This is a genomic window from Celerinatantimonas marina (assembly GCF_046054165.1).
Lineage (GTDB): Bacteria > Pseudomonadota > Gammaproteobacteria > Enterobacterales > Celerinatantimonadaceae > Celerinatantimonas.
On sequence record NZ_JBFNXK010000002.1, the window covers coordinates 33462 to 53604 of the forward strand.

Annotated in this window: 16 protein-coding genes; 9 read left to right on the forward strand and 7 right to left on the reverse strand. The window is 44.3% G+C overall.

Annotation, left to right across the window (positions count from 1 at the left end):
* Positions 1 to 10: 10 nt before the first annotated feature.
* From ABUE20_RS02560 to ABUE20_RS02580, 5 genes are all read left to right on the forward strand, one after another.
* The gene (locus ABUE20_RS02560; RefSeq protein WP_408618263.1) at positions 11 to 769 is read left to right on the forward strand and encodes a flagellar basal body L-ring protein FlgH; all 759 of its coding nucleotides are present in this window, start codon (positions 11 to 13) and stop codon (positions 767 to 769) included.
* Positions 769 to 1980: a flagellar assembly protein T N-terminal domain-containing protein gene (locus ABUE20_RS02565; protein WP_408618265.1), complete on the forward strand. Its 1212-nt coding sequence runs from the start codon at positions 769 to 771 to the stop codon at positions 1978 to 1980. Before ABUE20_RS02560 ends, ABUE20_RS02565 begins: the two co-directional genes overlap by 1 nt.
* Positions 1981 to 2273: 293 nt before the next feature.
* On the forward strand, positions 2274 to 3254 hold the full coding sequence (locus tag ABUE20_RS02570) for a TRAP transporter substrate-binding protein (RefSeq protein ID WP_408618267.1): 981 nt from the start codon (positions 2274 to 2276) through the stop codon (positions 3252 to 3254).
* Between the two features lie 13 nt (positions 3255 to 3267).
* Complete coding sequence (locus tag ABUE20_RS02575; protein WP_408618268.1) at positions 3268 to 3780, forward strand: TRAP transporter small permease subunit; 513 nt, start codon at positions 3268 to 3270, stop codon at positions 3778 to 3780.
* A gap of 1 nt (position 3781) precedes the next feature.
* The gene (locus ABUE20_RS02580; protein ID WP_408618269.1) at positions 3782 to 5092 is read left to right on the forward strand and encodes a TRAP transporter large permease; all 1311 of its coding nucleotides are present in this window, start codon (positions 3782 to 3784) and stop codon (positions 5090 to 5092) included.
* Positions 5093 to 5276: 184 nt separating this feature from the next.
* Here the strand turns inward: ABUE20_RS02580 and ABUE20_RS02585 are convergent, their stop codons facing one another.
* The 5 genes from ABUE20_RS02585 to thrA form a co-directional block, all read right to left on the reverse strand.
* Positions 5277 to 6683, reverse strand: coding sequence for an ArnT family glycosyltransferase (locus tag ABUE20_RS02585; RefSeq protein ID WP_408618270.1), 1407 nt, complete (start codon positions 6681 to 6683; stop codon positions 5277 to 5279).
* A gap of 420 nt (positions 6684 to 7103) precedes the next feature.
* Entirely contained in the window at positions 7104 to 7970 is an 867-nt protein-coding gene (gene tesB / locus ABUE20_RS02590; protein WP_408618271.1) for an acyl-CoA thioesterase II, read from the reverse strand.
* 79 nt (positions 7971 to 8049) lie between these two features.
* On the reverse strand, positions 8050 to 9333 hold the full coding sequence (gene thrC, locus ABUE20_RS02595) for a threonine synthase (protein WP_408618272.1): 1284 nt from the start codon (positions 9331 to 9333) through the stop codon (positions 8050 to 8052).
* Entirely contained in the window at positions 9330 to 10286 is a 957-nt protein-coding gene (gene thrB / locus ABUE20_RS02600) for a homoserine kinase (RefSeq protein WP_408618273.1), read from the reverse strand. Before thrB ends, thrC begins: the two co-directional genes overlap by 4 nt.
* 1 nt (position 10287) lies before the next feature.
* Positions 10288 to 12756, reverse strand: coding sequence for a bifunctional aspartate kinase/homoserine dehydrogenase I (thrA, locus tag ABUE20_RS02605; protein WP_408618274.1), 2469 nt, complete (start codon positions 12754 to 12756; stop codon positions 10288 to 10290).
* A 685-nt stretch (positions 12757 to 13441) separates the two neighbouring features.
* On the opposite strand from thrA, the gene ABUE20_RS02610 reads away from it, so the two are divergent.
* The gene (locus ABUE20_RS02610; RefSeq protein ID WP_408618275.1) at positions 13442 to 13993 is read left to right on the forward strand and encodes a hypothetical protein; all 552 of its coding nucleotides are present in this window, start codon (positions 13442 to 13444) and stop codon (positions 13991 to 13993) included.
* Between the two features lie 26 nt (positions 13994 to 14019).
* Here ABUE20_RS02610 and ABUE20_RS02615 read toward each other — a convergent pair whose 3' ends face one another.
* Positions 14020 to 14475 carry a DUF3293 domain-containing protein gene (locus ABUE20_RS02615; RefSeq protein WP_408618276.1) on the reverse strand — a complete coding sequence of 152 codons (456 nt, stop codon included), beginning with the start codon at positions 14473 to 14475 and terminating at the stop codon, positions 14020 to 14022.
* Between the two features lie 322 nt (positions 14476 to 14797).
* Here ABUE20_RS02615 and arcA point away from each other — a divergent pair, with 322 nt between their 5' ends.
* The 3 genes from arcA to olsF all read left to right on the forward strand — a co-directional run bounded on the left by arcA (position 14798) and on the right by olsF (position 19544).
* A complete protein-coding gene (gene arcA, locus ABUE20_RS02620) occupies positions 14798 to 15514 on the forward strand; it encodes a two-component system response regulator ArcA (RefSeq protein ID WP_408618277.1) in 717 nt (238 codons plus the stop codon).
* Positions 15515 to 15740: 226 nt separating this feature from the next.
* The gene (gene pykF / locus ABUE20_RS02625; RefSeq protein ID WP_408618278.1) at positions 15741 to 17153 is read left to right on the forward strand and encodes a pyruvate kinase PykF; all 1413 of its coding nucleotides are present in this window, start codon (positions 15741 to 15743) and stop codon (positions 17151 to 17153) included.
* A gap of 627 nt (positions 17154 to 17780) precedes the next feature.
* The gene (olsF, locus tag ABUE20_RS02630) at positions 17781 to 19544 is read left to right on the forward strand and encodes a bifunctional ornithine lipid synthase OlsF (protein ID WP_408618279.1); all 1764 of its coding nucleotides are present in this window, start codon (positions 17781 to 17783) and stop codon (positions 19542 to 19544) included.
* Here the strand turns inward: olsF and ABUE20_RS02635 are convergent.
* A complete protein-coding gene (locus tag ABUE20_RS02635; RefSeq protein WP_408618280.1) occupies positions 19453 to 20064 on the reverse strand; it encodes a gamma-glutamylcyclotransferase family protein in 612 nt (203 codons plus the stop codon). The two genes, olsF and ABUE20_RS02635, sit on opposite strands and share 92 nt — an antisense overlap.
* Positions 20065 to 20143 lie beyond the last annotated feature (79 nt).

The window sequence follows — 20143 nt, forward strand, 5'->3', positions numbered from 1 at the left end:
AGGATAATCAATGATAAAACGAGTTTGCTGTCTATGGGCTGTTTTAGCCTTGACCGGATGTGCAACAGTCACCGATACCGGAGAAAAGGTTTCTAACGCGGCGCAACAAAAAATTGATCAAAAAGAGCGGCAGGTCACCACAACCACCGATCAAAATTCGCCGGTCCCCAACGATCCCTATTATGCTCCGGTAGAACCATCGGCCGAAGCCCAGCATGTCATCCCAACCGGATCGGCATTTAATCCAAATCTTTCGAACAGTCTGTATAGTTCGACCACCAGCCATCAAATTGGTGATACGGTTACCATTCTTCTGACGGAAACAGCATCAGCCCAGAAATCGGCTTCAACCTCGATGTCGCATAACAACGACTATAATTTGGACCCCATCACAGTTCCCGGAGGTCAGTTGACTGTCAACGGAAATACCGTTCAATTAGGGGTGAACCAGTCACAAAATTTTGACGGTCAGGCCGATTCATCCCAAAGCCACACATTAAATGGACAGATCACCGTTTCAGTGGTTGATGTTCTGAATAACGGGAATTTGGTCGTTCGGGGTGAAAAATGGCTGGTGATTAACAACGGGAAAGAATACATCCGCTTAACCGGGATTGTTCGACCCAAAGATATTTCTCAGGGAAATACCGTCCGTTCATCGCAAGTGGCTGATGCCCGGATCGAATTTAGTGGAACAGGTGATCAGGCTAATTCTCAAACACAGGGTTGGTTATCACGGTTATTCAACGGTAGCTTATGGCCATTTTAATGATGAAGAAGACCTTATTAAAATATATCAGCTCATTGTTGCTTATTCTGCCGATACTCGCTCATGCCGTCTGGTTTCAGGGTGAAGGAAGCGCGGAAATAAACGATGGTGAAGTCGATCAGGCTCGGCATAAAGCAGTACAAAATGCATTGCTGGGATTAATGTACAAAGGCGGGGCCAGTATCCGTTCCGTGCAAGTGGTTAAATCTGGCGTCCTGGAAAGTGATAAATTAACGGTCCGGACCAATGGTGAGGTCCATGATCTTCAAGTGATGCGTGAACACCTGACCCATGATCGGATCACCGTCACCGTCCGCGCGGATATCTTTCCGATGCGGACCTGTAACCGAGATAACTATTCTAAAACCATGCTGGTCGGCCCCATCACCATCCAAAAACGGGAACAAGCTCAACTGGGCGGGATCTATGATTTAGGCAGCACACTTTCAGAACAAATATACCAGCAACTACAAATTAGTAATCGCCGTATTGATGCCCGTCATTTAATGATGACTCCAATTGCTTCGCTCTCAGATCGGCGCCATCAAAACCAAATGTTACAAGTCGCCCGTTCACTCTCATCGCAAAACGATGTTCAATATATCCTGTTCGGACATATTAATGATCTGTCCAACTACACCACAACCCAAACGTCTCAACTCACGGGTGTGGATGATATAACTCATCACCGAGGCTTTAAAATCAGTCTCTATGTCATCGATGGTATTAAAGGGCAGATCGTTTTTCAAAAAAGCTACAGCACCAACCAGAAATGGTCTTTCGATCCAACCCGAAAAGTTGACGTCGAAGGAGATGTGTTCTGGCGCTCTCGCTATGGTAAAGCGATTAACTATATTCTGCAAAATGCCATTCAGGATATACAAGTTGGATTATATTGCCAGCAAACTCTAGCGGATGTCGTCGGTATTGATGATAACCAACTGGTGATCAATCTGGGACAAGCCAATGGCGTTCAGGTTGGTGATACATTCAAACTAATGCGAACCCGTTATTTAATTTCTCAAGACGGTGCCGTATCCAGCCCGGTATTCAATAATACAGAAAGTCCAGAGTTTAAAGTCGTGAGTATCCAACCTGATCGGGCCATTCTTCAAGCTGATCGTTACTCCGATATGGCCAATATTCAAGTCAGAGATATTTTAATCTCCGCAACCCAGTTACGTGGCCATACCGAACAGATGAATTATTAGTTTTCGCAGTCAGCCCCGCAGGGGGCTGTTGCCCCCTATAACTACGCGGCTCGCTTTGGTGAAACCGTGCTCAACATTCGAGTTCAAACGCCTCACAACCATCCTTTATCTAGGTTGATTCATAGCTAACCTTGTTCAATTTATAGCAAGCGACTTTGCTTCAGCACCTAGCTAACATTTAAAAACGACAGCTACTTTGCCGCTTCTAGTGATTAAAATGTCGTTTACTGGCTCTTTATCTCCCTAAAACTACTTAGACTGGATTAATTCACCTTTTTTCAGCGGAGATTCTGATGCGTTTTTTTAAATTATGGCTCGTTATTGGGGCGATTGTAGCCACCCCTAGGGCCAGTGCAAAAGTGAATTTTGACTTTTCCAACGAATACAATCCCGCTTCGATCCATGCGGAAGGCGATCAATATTTTATCAAACAGGTTGACCGATTAACTCAGGACAGTGTCCATATTACATTGCATACTGGCGGTTCATTAGGGTTTAAATCCATCGACCATTTTTATGCGGTTTCCGATGACGCCGTGCAACTTGCCGATACTTTGGCGGCAGCCATGGTCGGGATCGATCCGATCTTCTTATTATCATCACTGCCATTTTTAGTACAAAATCCGGATCAAGCTGAATTGCTCTACCAAATTGCCAAACCTTATTATCAGAAAGTCTTCGCAGATAATAACGAAGTCTTATTGTACGCCTCCCCTTGGCCCGCCAGTGGAATTTGGTCTAAAAAACCGGTGAATAGTAAAGCCGCTTTGGCCGGTTTAAAAATTCGAACCTATGATAAAAACGGAACGCTGACCTTCAAAAATGCCGGTGCGGCCCCTGTAAACTTATCTTGGGCTGATGTGGTTCCGCAACTTTCAACAGGAGGGATTGCAGCCGTATTAACGTCAGCGGATGCGGGAGCCAGTAGCAGTTTTTGGGAGCACCTTAAAAACTACAGTGCCATACAATATGCGATTCCGCTCAATATGGTCCATATGAACAAAGATGAATTCGACTCGCTCAATGCATCACAGAAAAAAGCGCTGTTAAAAGCTGCCGAACTGACCGATAAACATAATTGGGCCACTGTGCGCACCAGAGTCCAAGAAAATTATAAACAGCTGGCGGCGCATCAAGTCACGATCCATAAAGACTTGCCCACTCCTTTTATAATGCTCTTGCAAGATGCCGCCAAGCCAACGCTGAAAGATTGGCTAAAAGAAACTGGAGATCGGGGGCAGACTATTATCGATCAATTTAATAAACGTAAGTAGCAAGGCGGGCAATATGCTGATATTCATCCGTATTTCTCGTGTTCTTAATCAGATCGCCGGTATGTTGGCGATGCTGCTGATCGTTTACATGTTCTGCCATATCATCTTGGAGATCGGGTTGCGGATGTTCGGGATGTCGACTTATGTTCTCGATGAATTTATCGGCTATGCCGTGGCCACCATGACATTTTTAGGTCTGGGATACAGTTTAGATAGAGGCGGATTGATCCGGGTGAATGTGTTGCTGGATCGCCTCCCGGAACGCTACCACTGGTTACCGGATCTAGTCGCTTCGTGGGCAGCATGCTGGCTGTTCAGCTGGTTGTCGATTTACTGGTTTCATACGGTCGAACGCAGTTTTATTCGAGGCACAACCAGTCAGTCACTGGCTGCGACACCCTTATGGATCCCTCAAGGCGCTGTTTTAGTCGGACTGGCGCTGTTGTGCCTCACGCTGGCTGTTCGCGGCTTATCTCTGTTCGTTTATCGGCGTCCTCCCATGGCATTACAGCATCAGGTGAATTGATATGGATATTATTTGGATTGCCATTGGCGTAATGGCGCTATTATTGGTCGTGTTAGGGCTCGGGGTATGGGTCTTTGCCGGTTTGGCGATGGTGGCGTTTTCATCACTCATCTGGATCGGGGATATGCCATTACACCGGGCCGGTGTTATTCTGAGCCGAATCATTTTTCGAGCTGGAAATTCGTGGGAATTAGCGGCCATTCCGCTATTTATTCTCATGGGGGAACTGATTTTTCGCTCCGATATCTCCGATCGATTGTTCCGGGGATTAGAACCTTGGACCCGGCATATTCCCGGCGGCATTCTGCATACCAATGTGTTTGGATGTGCTCTATTTGCAGCCGTGAGCGGTTCCAGCTCCGCAACGACCGCGACTATTGGCAAAATCACTACGACAGAGCTAAAACGGCGCGGTTATAATCGCCGTTTGTCGATAGGGTCCTTAGCGGGAGCCGGTAGTCTGGGATTACTGATCCCACCGTCCATTGTGATGATTGTTTACGGGATCCAAGCCGAAGTCTCGATCAGTAAACTATTCATGGCAGGCATCTTACCGGGGATCTTGATCGCGATACTCTATTCTGGATATTTGATGATCCATGCCCTTTGGGATCCGACCGTGAGCCCTCGCGAAGCTGTTTGTGAGATTGGAAAGTGGCAGAGTTTACGTTACCTGATGCCGGTGATCTTGCTCATTGGAATTGTATTAGGATCGATTTACAGCGGAATTGCCACACCTTCTGAAGCAGCCGCAGTTGGAGTATTGGGTACTCTGGTGCTCCTGTTGGTTGAACGTCAACTCAATTGGACGATGTTCCAAAAAGCACTGGTTTCGACCTTACTCAGTTCCACGATGGTGTGCAGTATTATGATCACGGCGGCATTGCTCTCGACAGCCATGGGTTATCTACATTTGCCGTCTGAACTGGCAGAATTCATCGCACAGCTCCATTTAAGCCCGATGATGTTACTGCTGGCATTAGCCTTGTTTTATGTCATTTTAGGCTTGTTTTTAGATGGTATTTCTATCACCGTCATGAGTTTGCCGATCACATTACCTATCGTCATTCAGGCAGGTTTCGATCCACTCTGGTTTGGGGTCTTTCTGGTGATCATGGTTGAACTGGGGCAAATTACCCCCCCTGTTGGATTTAATTTGTTTGTTTTGCAAGGCTTGACTGGTGAAAAAATTGGCCACGTTGCCCGAGCCTCGTTCCCATTCTTTTTACTGATGTGTATGGCGGTGTTGATTCTCTGCATAGTGCCCAGTCTGGCACTATGGCTGCCCAATATGCTGTCAGTGACGAACTAATCAAACGACCTCATCGACACCAATCATTTGGATGACCAGTTATCCGGCCTTGTTGGGGCCGGATTTTCTGGACACGTTTGACCTATTGAATCGCGCACTCCCATTCTCCCACTAAGGAAGCGAAGGAAAATAAAAGCGCAGAGGCCCCATAGGATTGGATATCTCGTCTGCTATTGATCATCATTTATCTAGGTAAAACCATAACTAATTGCAATCGCCGGGTTTTACGAATCAACCGATACGAAAGATCTCCCTGAAATTCTTTGGGGAGCACGGTCAGAAATGCCTTTTGCGGCATAGCATCAAAAGATTGGATGTGCTCGGGCTCCAGAAAGAAATCCAGCCCGGCCCGATCATTGGGGTTGGGGAAATAATCCCGGTTAACCAACAATGGCATCTGTAAATTTTGACTGAGCTGTTTCAATTCGGCCAGTTCGTTATAGCTATTCCAAGACAATTTACTGGGTGTCGCCATCACGAAGATCATATAGGCTAACCCCATGACTTTAAGCCAATTCACAAACTGAACCGTTTTCAATTTAGGAATGCTCGCAATGCCATACGCTGAGATGAAAGCCGCTATTGTATAGAATTCATATAAATAGCGTTCGGCTCGAGTCGAAATCAGATGAATGGATAGCCAACTAAATGCCGCATAAATGACCACGATCCGCAGTCCTTCGCGATCCACACTCAACTTATCACGATATAAGCGATAACAACCAAACAAGAAAAACGGAATATACATAAAGTAATCCCGGCCCATCAGATAAAGGTACTGATACAGTGGTTTCTTATCATAATTCACCACCTGTTGCCCTTCTTGTAGAGCCCCATTGAGCAAACGCGCAGCGGTTTGTTCATAAAAAAAGTGATGAATAAAGTCCGTTTTCAGCGAGATATAAACATACCACCACCCACAGACCATCAAACTCACCACCAATACAATTCCAAAATGGCCCGCAAATCGCCAATTGAGTTTATTCCGATCACCGAATACGGCATAAAGCAACATAACGGCTAGTGGAATTAACCCCAAAAAACCCTTTGAAAAGATAGCTAATCCACAACAAATCCCCAGCCATACCAGATACTTAATCCGATCACTTTTCAAATACAGCCAAAAACACACCAACGCCAACAAAATAAAGGTTGCCGTCAAACTCTCCATTCGTAGTGGTCGAGTGGCTTTATAAACAACATAGGTGGTATTTAGGCAAAAAACAGCCAAATAAGCCCAGTTATAATTTTTAAAAATACGGGCCACAAGATAAAAAAGGGACAAACTCAATGACAACGAAGTCAGAACCACGGTTACTTTAACGGCAAAAACCGTATATCCGAACATCTTCAAACATAATGCCACCAACCAAAATAGCAACGGTGGCTTATTCAGATAAACGTCATCATTCAGATGTAAAATCAGGGGTGAATGCAGACTCAAAATATTCTTGGCAATATCGGCATAAATAATACTATCGCCCCGAATATCCGAATCGGACATATTCGTCGCATACACGGCCAACGCAAAAACAATGACCCAAAGGCTCTTGAACCAGAATTCCTTATGATCGAATTTAAGACAATCCATAACTCATTAGATAGGCGGAATAATGCTACGTATTTTTCAAAGAAGGGGACTGATTGTCAATTTATATCGACTTCAAAAAGTGTCAAATTTTTGTCAATCACCCTATATTGATAGCAACCACTCAATATAATTTGCTCAGCTCGGAGATTATTGCCTCCATGCCCACTGAAACGACCTCAGCCCATTAGACTTAAACAACTTAACGAATCAAAGTAATACCTAAAAATGGCTGTTTACATCGACCCAAATCCATTCTTCCTATCGGCACCCTCATGTTATCCATGACGCTCCATCGCGTCAGCTTCGAATCGCGTTGATTCAAGCTGGATAACAAGCAAAGAGAGAGTCATTAGGCTTTTAAGACTTAAAAATATCAGAACGAAAGGTCACCGAACTACTTCAGTGGCCCCAAATTTCCAATTAATGCTTAGGCAACTGTCGGATCAAACCTTCCTGAGCCGTCGAAGCTACAAGTACCCCATCCCGGTTAAAGAATTGACCGCGAACTAACGCATGTCCTGATGATGCGACAGGACTATCAGTTACATACAATAACCAGTCATCCAAACGAAACGGATGATGGAACCACATACTATGATCGATGGTAGCGACCTGTAACGCAGGATCAAAGAATGAACGACCGTGTGGGAGTAAAGCCGTAGGCAGAAAATTATAATCCGAAGCATAAGCCAACAGATAGCGGTGAATACGGATATCATCCGGCATGATGCCATTCGCTTTCATCCACATACATCGCTTGGGTTCACGAACTTCAGGCTCCAGCGGATGAACAAACCGCACTGGACGAATGTCGATCGGTTTATCACAGATAAAACGATTACACAGTTCAGATGGAAAGTTTTCCCGCAAGCTAAACGCATGTTCCTGCTCTGACTGTAATTGCTCAGGCGCCGGAACCTCAGGCATGACATCCTGATGCTCAAACCCTTTTTCTTCATCCTGAAATGATGCTGTCATATGAAAAATAGGGCGTCCAAACTGAATCGCAGTCACTCGTCGGGTCGAAATGGATTTACCATCCCGTAAATTTTCTACTTCGTAGACGATCGCATGATCCGTATCACCAGGACGTAAAAAATAGGCATGTAATGAATGAGCCCTGCGACTCTCAGGTACTGTTTCTTTAGCGGCTGAAAGCCCCTGCCCCATCACCTGACCACCAAAAACAGCGCCCAAGCCTAAATCCTGACTTTTGCCGCGAAATAGCCCTTGCTCGATCCGCTCCAAACTGAGCAGATCGAGCAGATCTTTGAGAATTTTACTCATCGTATTGTCGGTTGCGATTTTTAAAAGCGACAAGGATGCTTAAACTCACCACGAAGATCAATAGCTAAATGAACAATTTTTATGCGGACACTTTCTCAAGTAATGTTTTCAAAATTGAAAAATCAGCGGCAAATTGCTCTGAAAGTAAGGGTAATTCAGCACGCTGCGCCAGCGCTTGGGGTAATTCCAAATCAATCTGCAAAATATCTTCAACCGATGACTTGAATTTTGCCGGATGCGCGGTACACAAAAAGATCCCCTGTTCATCAGCGCCCAGTTGCTCACTCAACTGTTTCCAAGCAATCGCCCCATGAGGTTCGCCCAGATACCCCTGCAGATAAAGTTCATGAAGAGCTGCTTTGGTCTGATCATCCGTCATCACCCCTTCACTCAGTTCTGATAACTGCCGTGATTTCACCCGGAACAGTTCTTCAATACGAGGCCAGTTATTCGGCTGACTGACATCCATTGCATTCGCTAATGTCGCCTGAGTCGGTTTCGGTTGCCATTGGCCACTGCGCAGATAACGAGGGACGGTATCATTGACATTGGTTGCAGCGATAAATCGTTTTACCGGAAGACCCAGCGTCTGAGCTAACAAACCAGCGGTTAAGTTACCGAAGTTACCACTGGGCACCGAAATGACAACCTGCGAGCGTTGCGATTTTGGCAACTGTGCCACCGCTTCAAAATAGTAACAAATCTGGGCCACCAAACGGCTGATATTGATCGAATTGGCAGAATTCAGACCAATCTGCTCCCGCAACGGTGCATCATCAAACGCCTGTTTTACCAGTGACTGGCAGGCATCGAAATCACTTTCAATCGCAACGGTTGTAATATTTTTACCCAAAGTACAGAACAGTTTTTCCTGTAGCTCACTAATTTTCCCTTGCGGATAAAGGACGACCACATTGATATTTTCGATCCCATAAAAAGCATGGGCCACAGCGGCACCTGTATCTCCGGAGGTTGCGGTTAAAATCGTGATTTTACGGTCGGCTGCAAATTTTTTCAGGCACTGCGCCATGAAGCGTGCCCCGAAATCTTTAAACGCCAGCGTGGGACCATGAAATAATTCCAGCGCATGAACTTGAGCACTCACCTCTTTGAGTGGTACCGGAAAAGTAAAGGCTGCCTGAACCATTTTCTGAACATCATCATAAGAGAGTTCATCGCCAATCAAATGATGTAAGATCTGGCTACTTCGAGTGACGAAGTCCAAATCCAACAGCGCATCCACATCGGCCAATGGTGTTAACTCAGCCGGGAAGAATAATCCCTGTTCTTTACCTAATCCAATCTGGACCGCTTCAGCAAAGCTGACCTGTTGCTCGGGACACTTGATATTATACAACTTCATAATTGATTTCCTGTAACTTGAGTGCCTTGCTCATCAATACGACAAATATGGCAAAATCCGTCTTCATTCTGAATAAAATGTTTTTCCAACCAGGATTGAATGCGCTCAGCCTGTTTCATATCCTGCACCACGGTAAATACAGTCGGTCCTGATCCTGAAATTCCACAAGCCAATGCTCCTGCCTGCATTGCATACTGACGCGCATCATCAAACCCGGGGATCAATTTCCGCCGATAAGGTTCCGCTATCACATCAGTCAAAAAGCTAGCGGCTAACTGAGGCTGCTGCGTATGACTGGCATGAATAAACCCCGCCAATTGACGCCCATAGGTCAACACATCATGACGCCGATACTGCGCCGGTAAAATCGCCCGGGCAGCCGCCGTGGAAACACTGATACCCGGATAAGCTAACACCCATAGCCAATCCTTAAAGTGGGGAATCGCTTCACTGATAATGCCCTGACTTTCAAGCATCAGCTGAATGCCGCCTAAATAGCATGGTGCCACATTATCATAATGCACACTGCCACTAATCTGGCCTTCCAGCTCCCCCATCATCGCCAACATCTGCATCTTGTCAAACGGGCATCCATAGAACTGATTCAACGATTCAAAAGCAGCCACAACCGAGCAAGCACTGGAACCTAATCCACTCCCAATAGGCAAGTTTTTCTCTAGCACCATTGCCACGGTCTGAATCGCAATCCCCCGCTGCTTTAATTGCTGATTAAAGTATTCATGGCAGCCAAATAAAATATTTTCTTTAGGGTCGCTCGGCAATTTATGAGCAAAACGTCCCCGGTTTTCAATCTGAAAACTATCGGCGGCGGTGACTAGCACCCGATCACCTAATAGCGTTCCATCAATGGGTGAAAGTGCGGCTCCGAGAACATCAAATCCAACACTCACATTACCAATGGATGCCGGAGCATAAGTAACTACAGATGACATATTAAATCTCCTGCTTCCAGTTGAGCGTTCTTAAAATATCAGCAAATACTCCGGCAGCTGTTACTGCACTGCCCGCACCATACCCGCGTAAAACCAGAGGCAATGGCTGATAGTAACGACTATAAAAAGCCAATGCATTTTCACCATCTTTAACCCGGAACAACGGTTCACTCTCCCCAACCATTTGAATACTGACCCGACATTGACCATTATCAATCTGGCCGACATAGCGCAGGACTTTTTGGGTCGCCTGAGCTTGTTTCGATAACTCCGCAAAATAAGGATCCGCGCCATCCAGTCTCGCCAAAAAATCATCGACCGAACCAGAGCAATCAAATCCAGGCGGCAACGCCGGCTCTACCACAATATCGTCCAAATCCAGCATCATCCCGGCTTCTCGAGCCAGAATCAATAATTTTCGGGCGACATCCGTCCCCGCTAAATCATCCCTTGGATCCGGCTCGGTAAAACCATTTTCCCGAGCGAGACGAGTCGCATCCGAAAAACGCATTCCTTCATCTAATTTACCAAAGATATAAGATAGAGAACCGGATAAAATACCGTTAAACTGCTGCAGTTGATCCCCAGCTTTGAGCAAATTCTGTAAATTTTCAATCACCGGCAGTCCAGCACCGACATTGGTATCATAAAGGAATTTCCGACCATGAGTCAGCGCTCGCTGACGCAGTTCCCGATAATAATTAATATCCCCGGTATTGGCCTTTTTATTAGCCGTTACCACATGGAATCCCTGCTCCAAAAACTCGGTATATTCCAGGGCAATAGCATCACTACTGGTACAATCGACAATCACAGGATTGATTAAATGACTCTGTCGAACCAAGTCCGCTACCGTTTTAATATCGAATCCACCATTTTCAGGTGTATCAGCGAGCAACTGTTGCCAATTTGATAAATCTAAGCCATCCGTATCTGTCACTAAAGTCCGACTATTTGCAATTCCACAGACCCGCAACCCAATCTGCTGTGTCAGTAAATGGCTCTGCTGGGCATGGATTTGCTCAATCAGAGCCCCACCGACGCCACCGACCCCGATGATAAACAGATCGACATAATGGCGACTGTTAAATAAATTCTGATGACAAGCCTGAACGGCTTCTTCACTTTTACTTTCAGCCACCACCGCCGAAATTGAACGTTCTGATGACCCTTGCGCAATCGCAACAATATTGACCGAGACTTGAGCCAGTGCTGTAAAGAAACGCGCTGCAACCCCTTTGCTGGAGCGCATTTGATCCCCAATCAAAGAAATAATCGCTAAATGCTCCACACTCTCGACGGGTTCCAATAACTGGTTTTTTAATTCCAGTTCAAACTCATCGCTTAAACACTGCTGTGCTCGCAGCGCATCAACACTGTGAATACAAAAGCTAATGCTATATTCCGAAGACGACTGCGTGATTAATACGACCGAGATCTGTTCACGTGCCATACAAGAAAATACTCGACCCGACATTCCAGCCATGCCTTTCATTCCCGGGCCAGATACAGTCAACATGGTTAAATGACTCAGGCTGGAAATGGCTTTGACGGATTGAGTATTCGGCTGAGCCTGATACTCATCGATGAGTGTTCCCGGTGACTGGGGTTTAAAGGTATTTTTAATCAGACATGGGATTTGATACTGCGAGATAGGTGCAATGGTTCTGGGATGTAAAACTTTGGCGCCAAAATAAGACAGTTCCATCGCCTCAGCATAACTTAAATGACTCAGCAGCTTGGCATCAGAAACCAACCTCGGATCACAGTTATAAACCCCATCGACATCGGTCCAAATTTCACAACAATCGGCATTAATACACGCAGCCAACACGGCCGCACTATAATCCGAACCGTTGCGACCTAATACAACCGCTTCTCCCTGTGCATCCCCGGCGGTAAAACCGGGCATGAGATAAATCTGCAACGGATCAAATGCGTAATTGCCAAAACGAGCTCGACTTTCAGTAATATCGACACTCGCCTCAAGTATATCGCCTTGACCGGCCAACATCAGGCATGGATCGATGATCGTCGCAGGTTGTTGGCGCACCATCAACAACGCCTGCATGCAGGCAATAGAGAGTTGCTCCCCGCTGCACAGAATCGCCGCCTGCGTTTTTTCAGGTGAACAATTCAGCATTTGCATCCCCTGACAAAATTGCTGCAATTGTAGTAATTTTTCAGTCACTAATTCCTGAACTTTCTGATATGGATAATCAGGGTAGGTTTCTTTCAACCCGGTCAATAAAGTAGTGAATATTTGCCGAATATGATTAAGCGACACTTCCGTTTGCTGGGTATCACCAACCTGTTCAATAAGTGCAACCAATGCATTAGTCACGCCAGCCGGGGCAGACAATACGACGGCGACAGGAGTCTGGCGATATGTGTTGAGAATGATATCCGCAACCCGATTAAAGCGCTCGGCATCGGCCAGCGAAGATCCCCCAAACTTTAAAACCCTCATTCTGTGCTTCTCCCTGATTTTTAACCAAAAAAAAGCCCGCTTGACGGCGGGCTTTTGTAATTTGCTGAGGTTATTACCAGCCCGATTTGCTCCCAGTCATGGTGCAAATAATGGTGGTGGTAATGGTCAAGATAACTGTTGTAATCATGAAAATCCTCGTGAATGTGTCCATACGATTAAACAAGCCATCTTAATTGTCAAGTGCAAATCAAATTTAGAGCCATATTCATACTCGATACGTCACACTGTAAAACCTAAAACCATCGAGATATACAGATTTTTATCTGGTTACATATCGAATTATCTTATGTTTATACTATAAAAAAACATAGTACAGAAATTACTGCTAAACCTTAAACAATCGTTCTCTAAGCAATTTATCGGTTCACTCAATCGATGACCAATCAACTTAAATAAGGGCTCTCCATGCCACATAGCCAGCGATGAGCCTTATCACCGCTCTTTATCTCACACCGGTTCCGAATACCAATTTGTTATCTTAATAAATTCAACCGACCATCAAACGCAATCTCCATAAAAGGCGTTAAAATATCCGTTTCAAACTATATCTAAAACTGATTTATTGCACGATTCATACGGAACATTTAGAGTTTGTTAAGCGGACAAAAAGCAAGCAATTCCACGGAGAATACGTCATAATAAAAACAGGTTGAGGGGCTCAGAAATGAATCGAATAGTTGGATGGATAATCACAGGGATCGGATTCAGTATAGGATTATCACCCGCCTATGCTGCAGACTTGTCATGGCTTAATTCGCTGACCGATAAAGATCATTGGTATCTTTATCCAAAGTCATCCACAACGACCCTACCGCCTCTGAATCAAAAATATATGGCTTCAGGTGTTCATGTATTGGGGGGATATCAAAGTAAATTACCCGCTAATCTACACTGGTTTGTCGAAGCAGGGATCCAACTCAGTGACTCGGCATCTGACTCCGATATAGCCACTCAACAAGGATTCAATCTAGCCACCGGTCTACGTTATACGCCAATCGACTCTTTAGTAATTTCGGGGCAAATATTACACCCTAAATCTAAAGATACCTTCACTGAGTTCAATGACCATAGTCTATTTAATTTGGACATGCAATTACAGGGAACTTACATCTTCCCACAACGGATTGCCATTCAGGCCAGCTACTGGTACCAAACTATTCCAGCCACTTCACTCATTGATCAGCAACTGAATATCGGACTGAATTATCATTTTTGAATCCATCAATTTAAATCACCCTGCGATCAAAAATGCCGTTTTAAATACCGACTGATACTCACCGAATAACGCCAATGTTGGCTTAGAAGGCCAAGTTTGGGCACCGCATAACGTCCCCGATTCCGAGTCATACATAAAAACAGTCGCCCCTGACGATCACAGTAATAAAAGGCTAACTGCCGAAATAATTTCGCCAGAAAACGTCCCTGTGTACAAGTTATCGGGACCAAAAAGCTATACTCCGCATGAGAATAATCAAAACTCGCCCCCCAGATGACCTGATAGGCATGACCACGGACCCGTAAGACCCGCAACAATCGCGATCGGTTAGATTGATTTTGCCATCGGGAACAATTCATCCCATAAGGATTATCTGCCGTGATAATAACGCCAGAGTGTATTTGCTGCCGAGAATCAGAAACAAATTCCAAGGTTTGATACTTCTGCCAGAGCGCTGATTCACCTAATGATTCTTTTGTCAAAATAAATCCGTAGTTTTTTTTCATAAATCCAGATTGATTTGTATCAAAATCAAGTAAAAAATTAGCTACCTTTTATGAACTCAAGTTGTTATATCTCTGTTAAGTACATAGAATAATGCTCATCTACAAAGAATATGAATGTTAACTGAATATCATTCAAAATAGTAACGCTGGCGCACATATACCACTCATCGTTGTATCCATCGCAGCTTTATTAACAAAAAAACAACATATAAACTCAGTTAACTCAAGTAACAGGCGATCTCTGACCAGCCTAAACTGCGACCGAATTTAGTTTATTTATTTTTAGTTGAGGAAGACCATGACACCAAACATCTTGATCGTCGAGGATGAACTGGTCACACGTAATACCTTAAAGAGCATATTTGAAGCCGAGGGCTATAACGTGTTGGAAGCCAATGATGGAGCAGAAATGAATACGCTGCTTGAATCAAATACGATTCATTTAATCATCATGGATATCAATCTACCAGGAAAAAATGGCTTGTTACTAGCCCGAGAACTCCGTGATAAAGAACAGATTGCATTAATGTTTTTAACGGGTCGGGATAACGAAGTTGATAAAATTCTGGGATTAGAAATCGGCGCGGATGACTACATCACCAAACCGTTCAACCCCCGTGAATTAACCATCCGGGCCCGAAATTTACTCAATCGTACGGTTCATAATCAAGCTCATGTTGAAGAAGGCCATGCGGTGGATGCCTATCATTTCAATGGATGGACTCTGGATATAAATAGCCGCTCACTGATTAGTCCCAATGGCGATGGCTACAAACTGCCTCGTAGTGAATTCCGAGCCATGTTACATTTTGTTGAAAATCCGGGACAAATTCAAACGCGTGCCGAGCTATTGAAAAAAATGACCGGACGGGAACTGAAACCTCATGACCGAACCGTTGATGTCACCATTCGACGCATTCGAAAACATTTTGAATCTGTCCCCGAGACACCGGAAATCATAGCCACCATTCATGGCGAGGGATATCGATTCTGTGGCGATCTGGAACAGCTTTAACCGTCAAACCCGCTTATAAGCGGGTTTTTTTATGATTTTATTTAACATCTACTAACCCTGAATGTCACAAATATCGAAATGAGAATAATTAAGATTAATCAACAAAATGCCAAAATTTTGATCAAGATAATACTTTATTGTAATTTTTTTACATCACCATCGAGTATTGATCCTGTATAATGGCCTCAGATTGACGACTGACATTCTCATCTGGAGAAACTTTTTCATGAAAAAAACTAAGATCGTTTGTACTATCGGACCAAAATCCGAACCTAAAGAAGTATTGAGTAAATTAGTCAATGCAGGCATGAACGTCATGCGCCTGAACTTCTCTCATGGCGATTATGAAGAACATGGTGGCCGGATTAACACGCTACGGGAAATCATGGCAGAAACCGGAAAAAGCGTTGCAATTCTTCTAGATACAAAAGGTCCAGAAATCCGGACAATGAAACTGGAAGGGGGTAATGACGTTTCTCTGGTATCCGGGCAAGAATTCACATTTACAACAGACCAAAGTGTTATCGGCAATGCCAATCGAGTTGCAGTAACCTATCCTGGTTTTGCACACGATCTACGTGTAGGTAATATGATTCTGGTAGACGACGGTCTATTAGAAATGGAAGTGACTTCAGTCACTGATGAAGAAGTTATCTGTAAAGTCCTCAATAATGGGGATTTAGGTGAAAACAAAGGGGTGAACTTACCGAGTGTAAGTGTTTCGCTCCCTGCTCTGGCAGAAAAAGATAAACGTGACCTGATTTTTGGTTGTGAACAAGGTGTTGATTTCATCGCCGCCTCATTTATCCGTAAAAAAGAAGATGTACTGGAAATCCGCGCCCTGTTAAAAGCTAACGGCGGTGAAGATATTCAAATCATCTCTAAAATTGAAAACCAGGAAGGCGTTGATAACTTCGATGAAATTCTGGCAGCATCGGATGGGATCATGGTTGCCCGTGGTGACTTAGGGGTTGAAATTCCTGTTGAAGAAGTGATCTTCGCACAGAAAATGATGATTGAGAAATGTAACCAGGCTCGTAAACTGGTTATCACAGCGACTCAAATGCTGGATTCAATGATCAAAAACCCTCGTCCAACTCGTGCCGAAGCGGGCGATGTTGCTAACGCTATTCTCGATGGTACTGATGCGGTGATGTTGTCTGGTGAATCAGCTAAAGGGAAATATCCTGTTGAAGCTGTGAAAATTATGGCAACTATCTGTGAACGTACAGACGCCGTTATGACTTCAAAATTAGATCCAGCACATGATAGTGGTCGTCTGCGGATTACTGAAGCCGTTTGTAAAGGTGCCGTTGAAACTTCAGAAAAACTGAGTGCACCGCTGATCATCGTTGCAACTCAAGGTGGTAAATCAGCTAAATCCATTCGTAAATATTTCCCTCAAGCGAATATTCTAGCGATCACCACGAATCCTAAAATTGCTAAACAGCTGTGCCTGTCCAAAGGGGTTCAATCTTATTTGGTTGATGCCATTGAAAGCACTGATAATTTCTACCATATCGGTAAAGATATTGCTCTGGAAACAGGTTTAGCGAAAAAAGGTGATATCGTGGTTATGGTTTCTGGTGCCTTGGTTCCATCAGGAACAACTAACACTGCATCAGTTCACGTTCTTTAATCAAAGCCGTGTCACACCATAGCTAATTTGTATTTTTGACTGAAAAGAGGAAGCATCAGCTTCCTCTTTTTTATGACGTATTCAAACTGCACACTCTACCTCCGCCCTTTATGTTTAATCGGCCAAGGTCTCACATAAGAAGCTTCAGTGAGCATTCCAGATCACAACAGCCCATCCACATAAATGCTCCGTTAACATAAGTTCCTGAACATGTCCAATAGGATGCATGGCGCTACAGAGCAATAAAAAAGGACCAAACAACTTTTATACGTAGGGATAGCTATGAGATTAAATGTATTGGGACGACTTTCTCCTAAAACGCATCCTATAAAATAGCGCTCATTTATATGAGGACTAATTTTTGACTTAAAAATCCATCATTTTGCGATGGCCCCCCCTCTAAACCACCCAGTTAAACGCACTATTGCTTAACATAGCTAACTATTTTCCTGCTACAGGAGGTATTTATCTAAAAAAACTACAAAATCATGTAATAAAATGTCATTTATATGGAGTATTTCCGCTTGCAGATCTCCATCGCTTATTTCATTAAACTGCCATGTTACTGTTACTTAGTTGTCACAAAATATTCGTAGTCTGAACCTACATAGATAGGAGGATGACTCTATGTTTTCTGTCGACGAAATACTGCAGCAACACTTTCCGACATTACAAACCAAACCTCGTCGCTATTCACTCTTTCGGCAGCTGTTAAAGCACCTGTTATATGAAGAAAAATTTCAAACATTTGAACAATGCCATCCACAGCTAACCGGATTAGCATTTATTGAACAAGTTTTTACCGAATTAGACTTTAGCTATCAGGTTTCGAATCGACACCGAGAGCGGATCCCTTCAGAAGGGCCCGTGATCATCGTGGCGAATCATCCGATTGGCTCATTAGACGGACTTGCGCTACTGCACTTAGTCAGCCAAATCCGCAGCGATGCCAAAATTGTGGCGAACCAAATTTTGTCGACATTAAAACCGCTCGACCCTTTATTACTTACAGTAGACAACATGAGTGGTCATAGCCGCCGAGCCCAATTAACAGCGATTCATCAGCATCTGGACCGACAAGGTGCATTAATCATCTTCCCTGCTGGCGAAGTCTCACGGATTAAAAATTTACATTTTTGTGATCGGCGCTGGCAGCGGGGAGTCGTAAAAATCGCTGATAAAAGTAAAGCCCCGATTTTACCGGTGTGTGTCAAATCCCGAAATAGCTCCCTGTTTTATCTCTGCTCAATGCTTAATAAATCATTGTCGACCTTGATGCTGGTCCGTGAACTATTCTGGCACCGGGGGCAAACGATTCAACTTGCGATCGGAGATCCAATTAACTATCAAAGTTTTAGTCATACAGACTTAGACTTAGCCACCCGTGCCCAATTGCTCCGAAAACACACCTATCGTATTGGCGCTGGGAAACCCGGTATTTTTAAAACCGAGTCTGCCATTGCCCATCCTCAATTACGCCATAAGCTGAACCAAGCCATCGCCTGCTGTGAATTGCTCGGCAATACGCCAGATGGGCAACAAATCTATCTATCATCAGCACCTCATTCAGAAAGTCTACTGGCGGAATTGGGACGACTTCGAGAATATTCATTCCGAGCGGTAGGTGAAGGAACCGGTCAACGCAGCGATACCGATCAATACGATGCTTATTACATGCACCTATTTTTATGGAATCCAACCGATCAACAGATTGTAGGGGCCTATCGTCTCACCGATAGTCAGAAAGTCATTCAACAACACGGATTGGATGGCCTTTACAGCCACAGTCTATTTGAATATCAATATCAGCAATGTGAATTTTTACAACAGGGTCTGGAATTAGGTCGCAGCTTTATCCAACCCCAATATTGGGGTCGACGCAGTCTGGATTATTTATGGCTGGGGATCGGCGCATTTCTCGCATCACGCCCCCACTATCGCTATCTTTTCGGCCCAGTCTCGATAAGTGCCAGCCTACACCCCAAAGCTCGGGATCTACTGGTCTATTTTTATCAACGTTACTTCCCAAGCCCATTTACACTGGCTAAATCTCGAAATCCATATCAATTAGAACAACGGATCCAACATAATCTTAGCCTGACATTTCAAGGGAATAATTACCTGAAAGATTTCACTTTGCTCAAAGCGGCACTGGCCAATATGGGGTGTGCTATTCCAACGCTCTACAAACAATATACGGACCTTTGTCACCCTGGAGGCGTTCAGTTTATTGACTTCAACATTGATACGGATTTCAAGCAGTGTGTCGATGGTCTGGTATTAGTTGATTTGAACCAACTTAAACCCCAAAAACGCCAGCGTTATATTGATTATCATCGAACAAATCAATCCGCTGATAACCATGAATTCGTGCAATCAATTGATCAATGAGTTGGAGCCCTGCGACGGTCATAGCGCGAGCTCTGGGGTAACGGGGAGTCAATCGATCATTCAGACAGACTCCCCACAAATAAGTACTCTGAATAAATTCATCCGCGAAGTGACGATTAATATCGAGACATCCCTGTAAACAAATATCTAAGTATGTTTGTAAGATCGGAGTCTGTTCAGTTGGCTGACGTAATTGTTCAACGACATAAACATAAACATCGCCTTCAATTTCGTGTCCATCTAAACGCTGGATATCTGTGGCCGGAATATTGAGCCGTTGGTACCCGACTTCCCGCTCATCTAGTTTAGGGAAAAAAATGGGATCAAAAGGGATAAGTACCCCATTGACGGTGGCATCGGATACAGGACAAACCACCAAAGGAGGATGCTCCGTTCCAGAAATTAATCCCCAACTCCGCTGAAAACCATATAACCGAGCGGGATAAGCTTCTTGAGAAGGAAATGTACATCGCCGGCAAATTGTATCGATTAAACTGCCATAACCAAAAATATAAACCATTGTAAGTTTGAGTACCTTCCGATTAAATGATAGCTACCTAACAAATTCAATATATTACGGAAAGAGTCACTAACACAAC

Excerpts from the sequence above, each read along its gene's own strand:
- olsF (WP_408618279.1), top strand. The coding sequence starts at position 17,781 with ATGTTTTCTGTCGACGAAATACTGCAGCAACACTTTCCGACATTACAA.
- ABUE20_RS02560 (WP_408618263.1), top strand. The coding sequence starts at position 11 with ATGATAAAACGAGTTTGCTGTCTATGGGCTGTTTTAGCCTTGACCGGA.
- ABUE20_RS02580 (WP_408618269.1), top strand. The coding sequence starts at position 3,782 with ATGGATATTATTTGGATTGCCATTGGCGTAATGGCGCTATTATTGGTC.
- thrA (WP_408618274.1), bottom strand. The coding sequence starts at position 12,756 with ATGAGGGTTTTAAAGTTTGGGGGATCTTCGCTGGCCGATGCCGAGCGC.
- ABUE20_RS02610 (WP_408618275.1), top strand. The coding sequence starts at position 13,442 with ATGAATCGAATAGTTGGATGGATAATCACAGGGATCGGATTCAGTATA.
- ABUE20_RS02575 (WP_408618268.1), top strand. The coding sequence starts at position 3,268 with ATGCTGATATTCATCCGTATTTCTCGTGTTCTTAATCAGATCGCCGGT.
- ABUE20_RS02635 (WP_408618280.1), bottom strand. The coding sequence starts at position 20,064 with ATGGTTTATATTTTTGGTTATGGCAGTTTAATCGATACAATTTGCCGG.
- arcA (WP_408618277.1), top strand. The coding sequence starts at position 14,798 with ATGACACCAAACATCTTGATCGTCGAGGATGAACTGGTCACACGTAAT.
- thrC (WP_408618272.1), bottom strand. The coding sequence starts at position 9,333 with ATGAAGTTGTATAATATCAAGTGTCCCGAGCAACAGGTCAGCTTTGCT.
- ABUE20_RS02585 (WP_408618270.1), bottom strand. The coding sequence starts at position 6,683 with ATGGATTGTCTTAAATTCGATCATAAGGAATTCTGGTTCAAGAGCCTT.
- ABUE20_RS02570 (WP_408618267.1), top strand. The coding sequence starts at position 2,274 with ATGCGTTTTTTTAAATTATGGCTCGTTATTGGGGCGATTGTAGCCACC.
- pykF (WP_408618278.1), top strand. The coding sequence starts at position 15,741 with ATGAAAAAAACTAAGATCGTTTGTACTATCGGACCAAAATCCGAACCT.
- tesB (WP_408618271.1), bottom strand. The coding sequence starts at position 7,970 with ATGAGTAAAATTCTCAAAGATCTGCTCGATCTGCTCAGTTTGGAGCGG.
- ABUE20_RS02565 (WP_408618265.1), top strand. The coding sequence starts at position 769 with ATGATGAAGAAGACCTTATTAAAATATATCAGCTCATTGTTGCTTATT.
- thrB (WP_408618273.1), bottom strand. The coding sequence starts at position 10,286 with ATGTCATCTGTAGTTACTTATGCTCCGGCATCCATTGGTAATGTGAGT.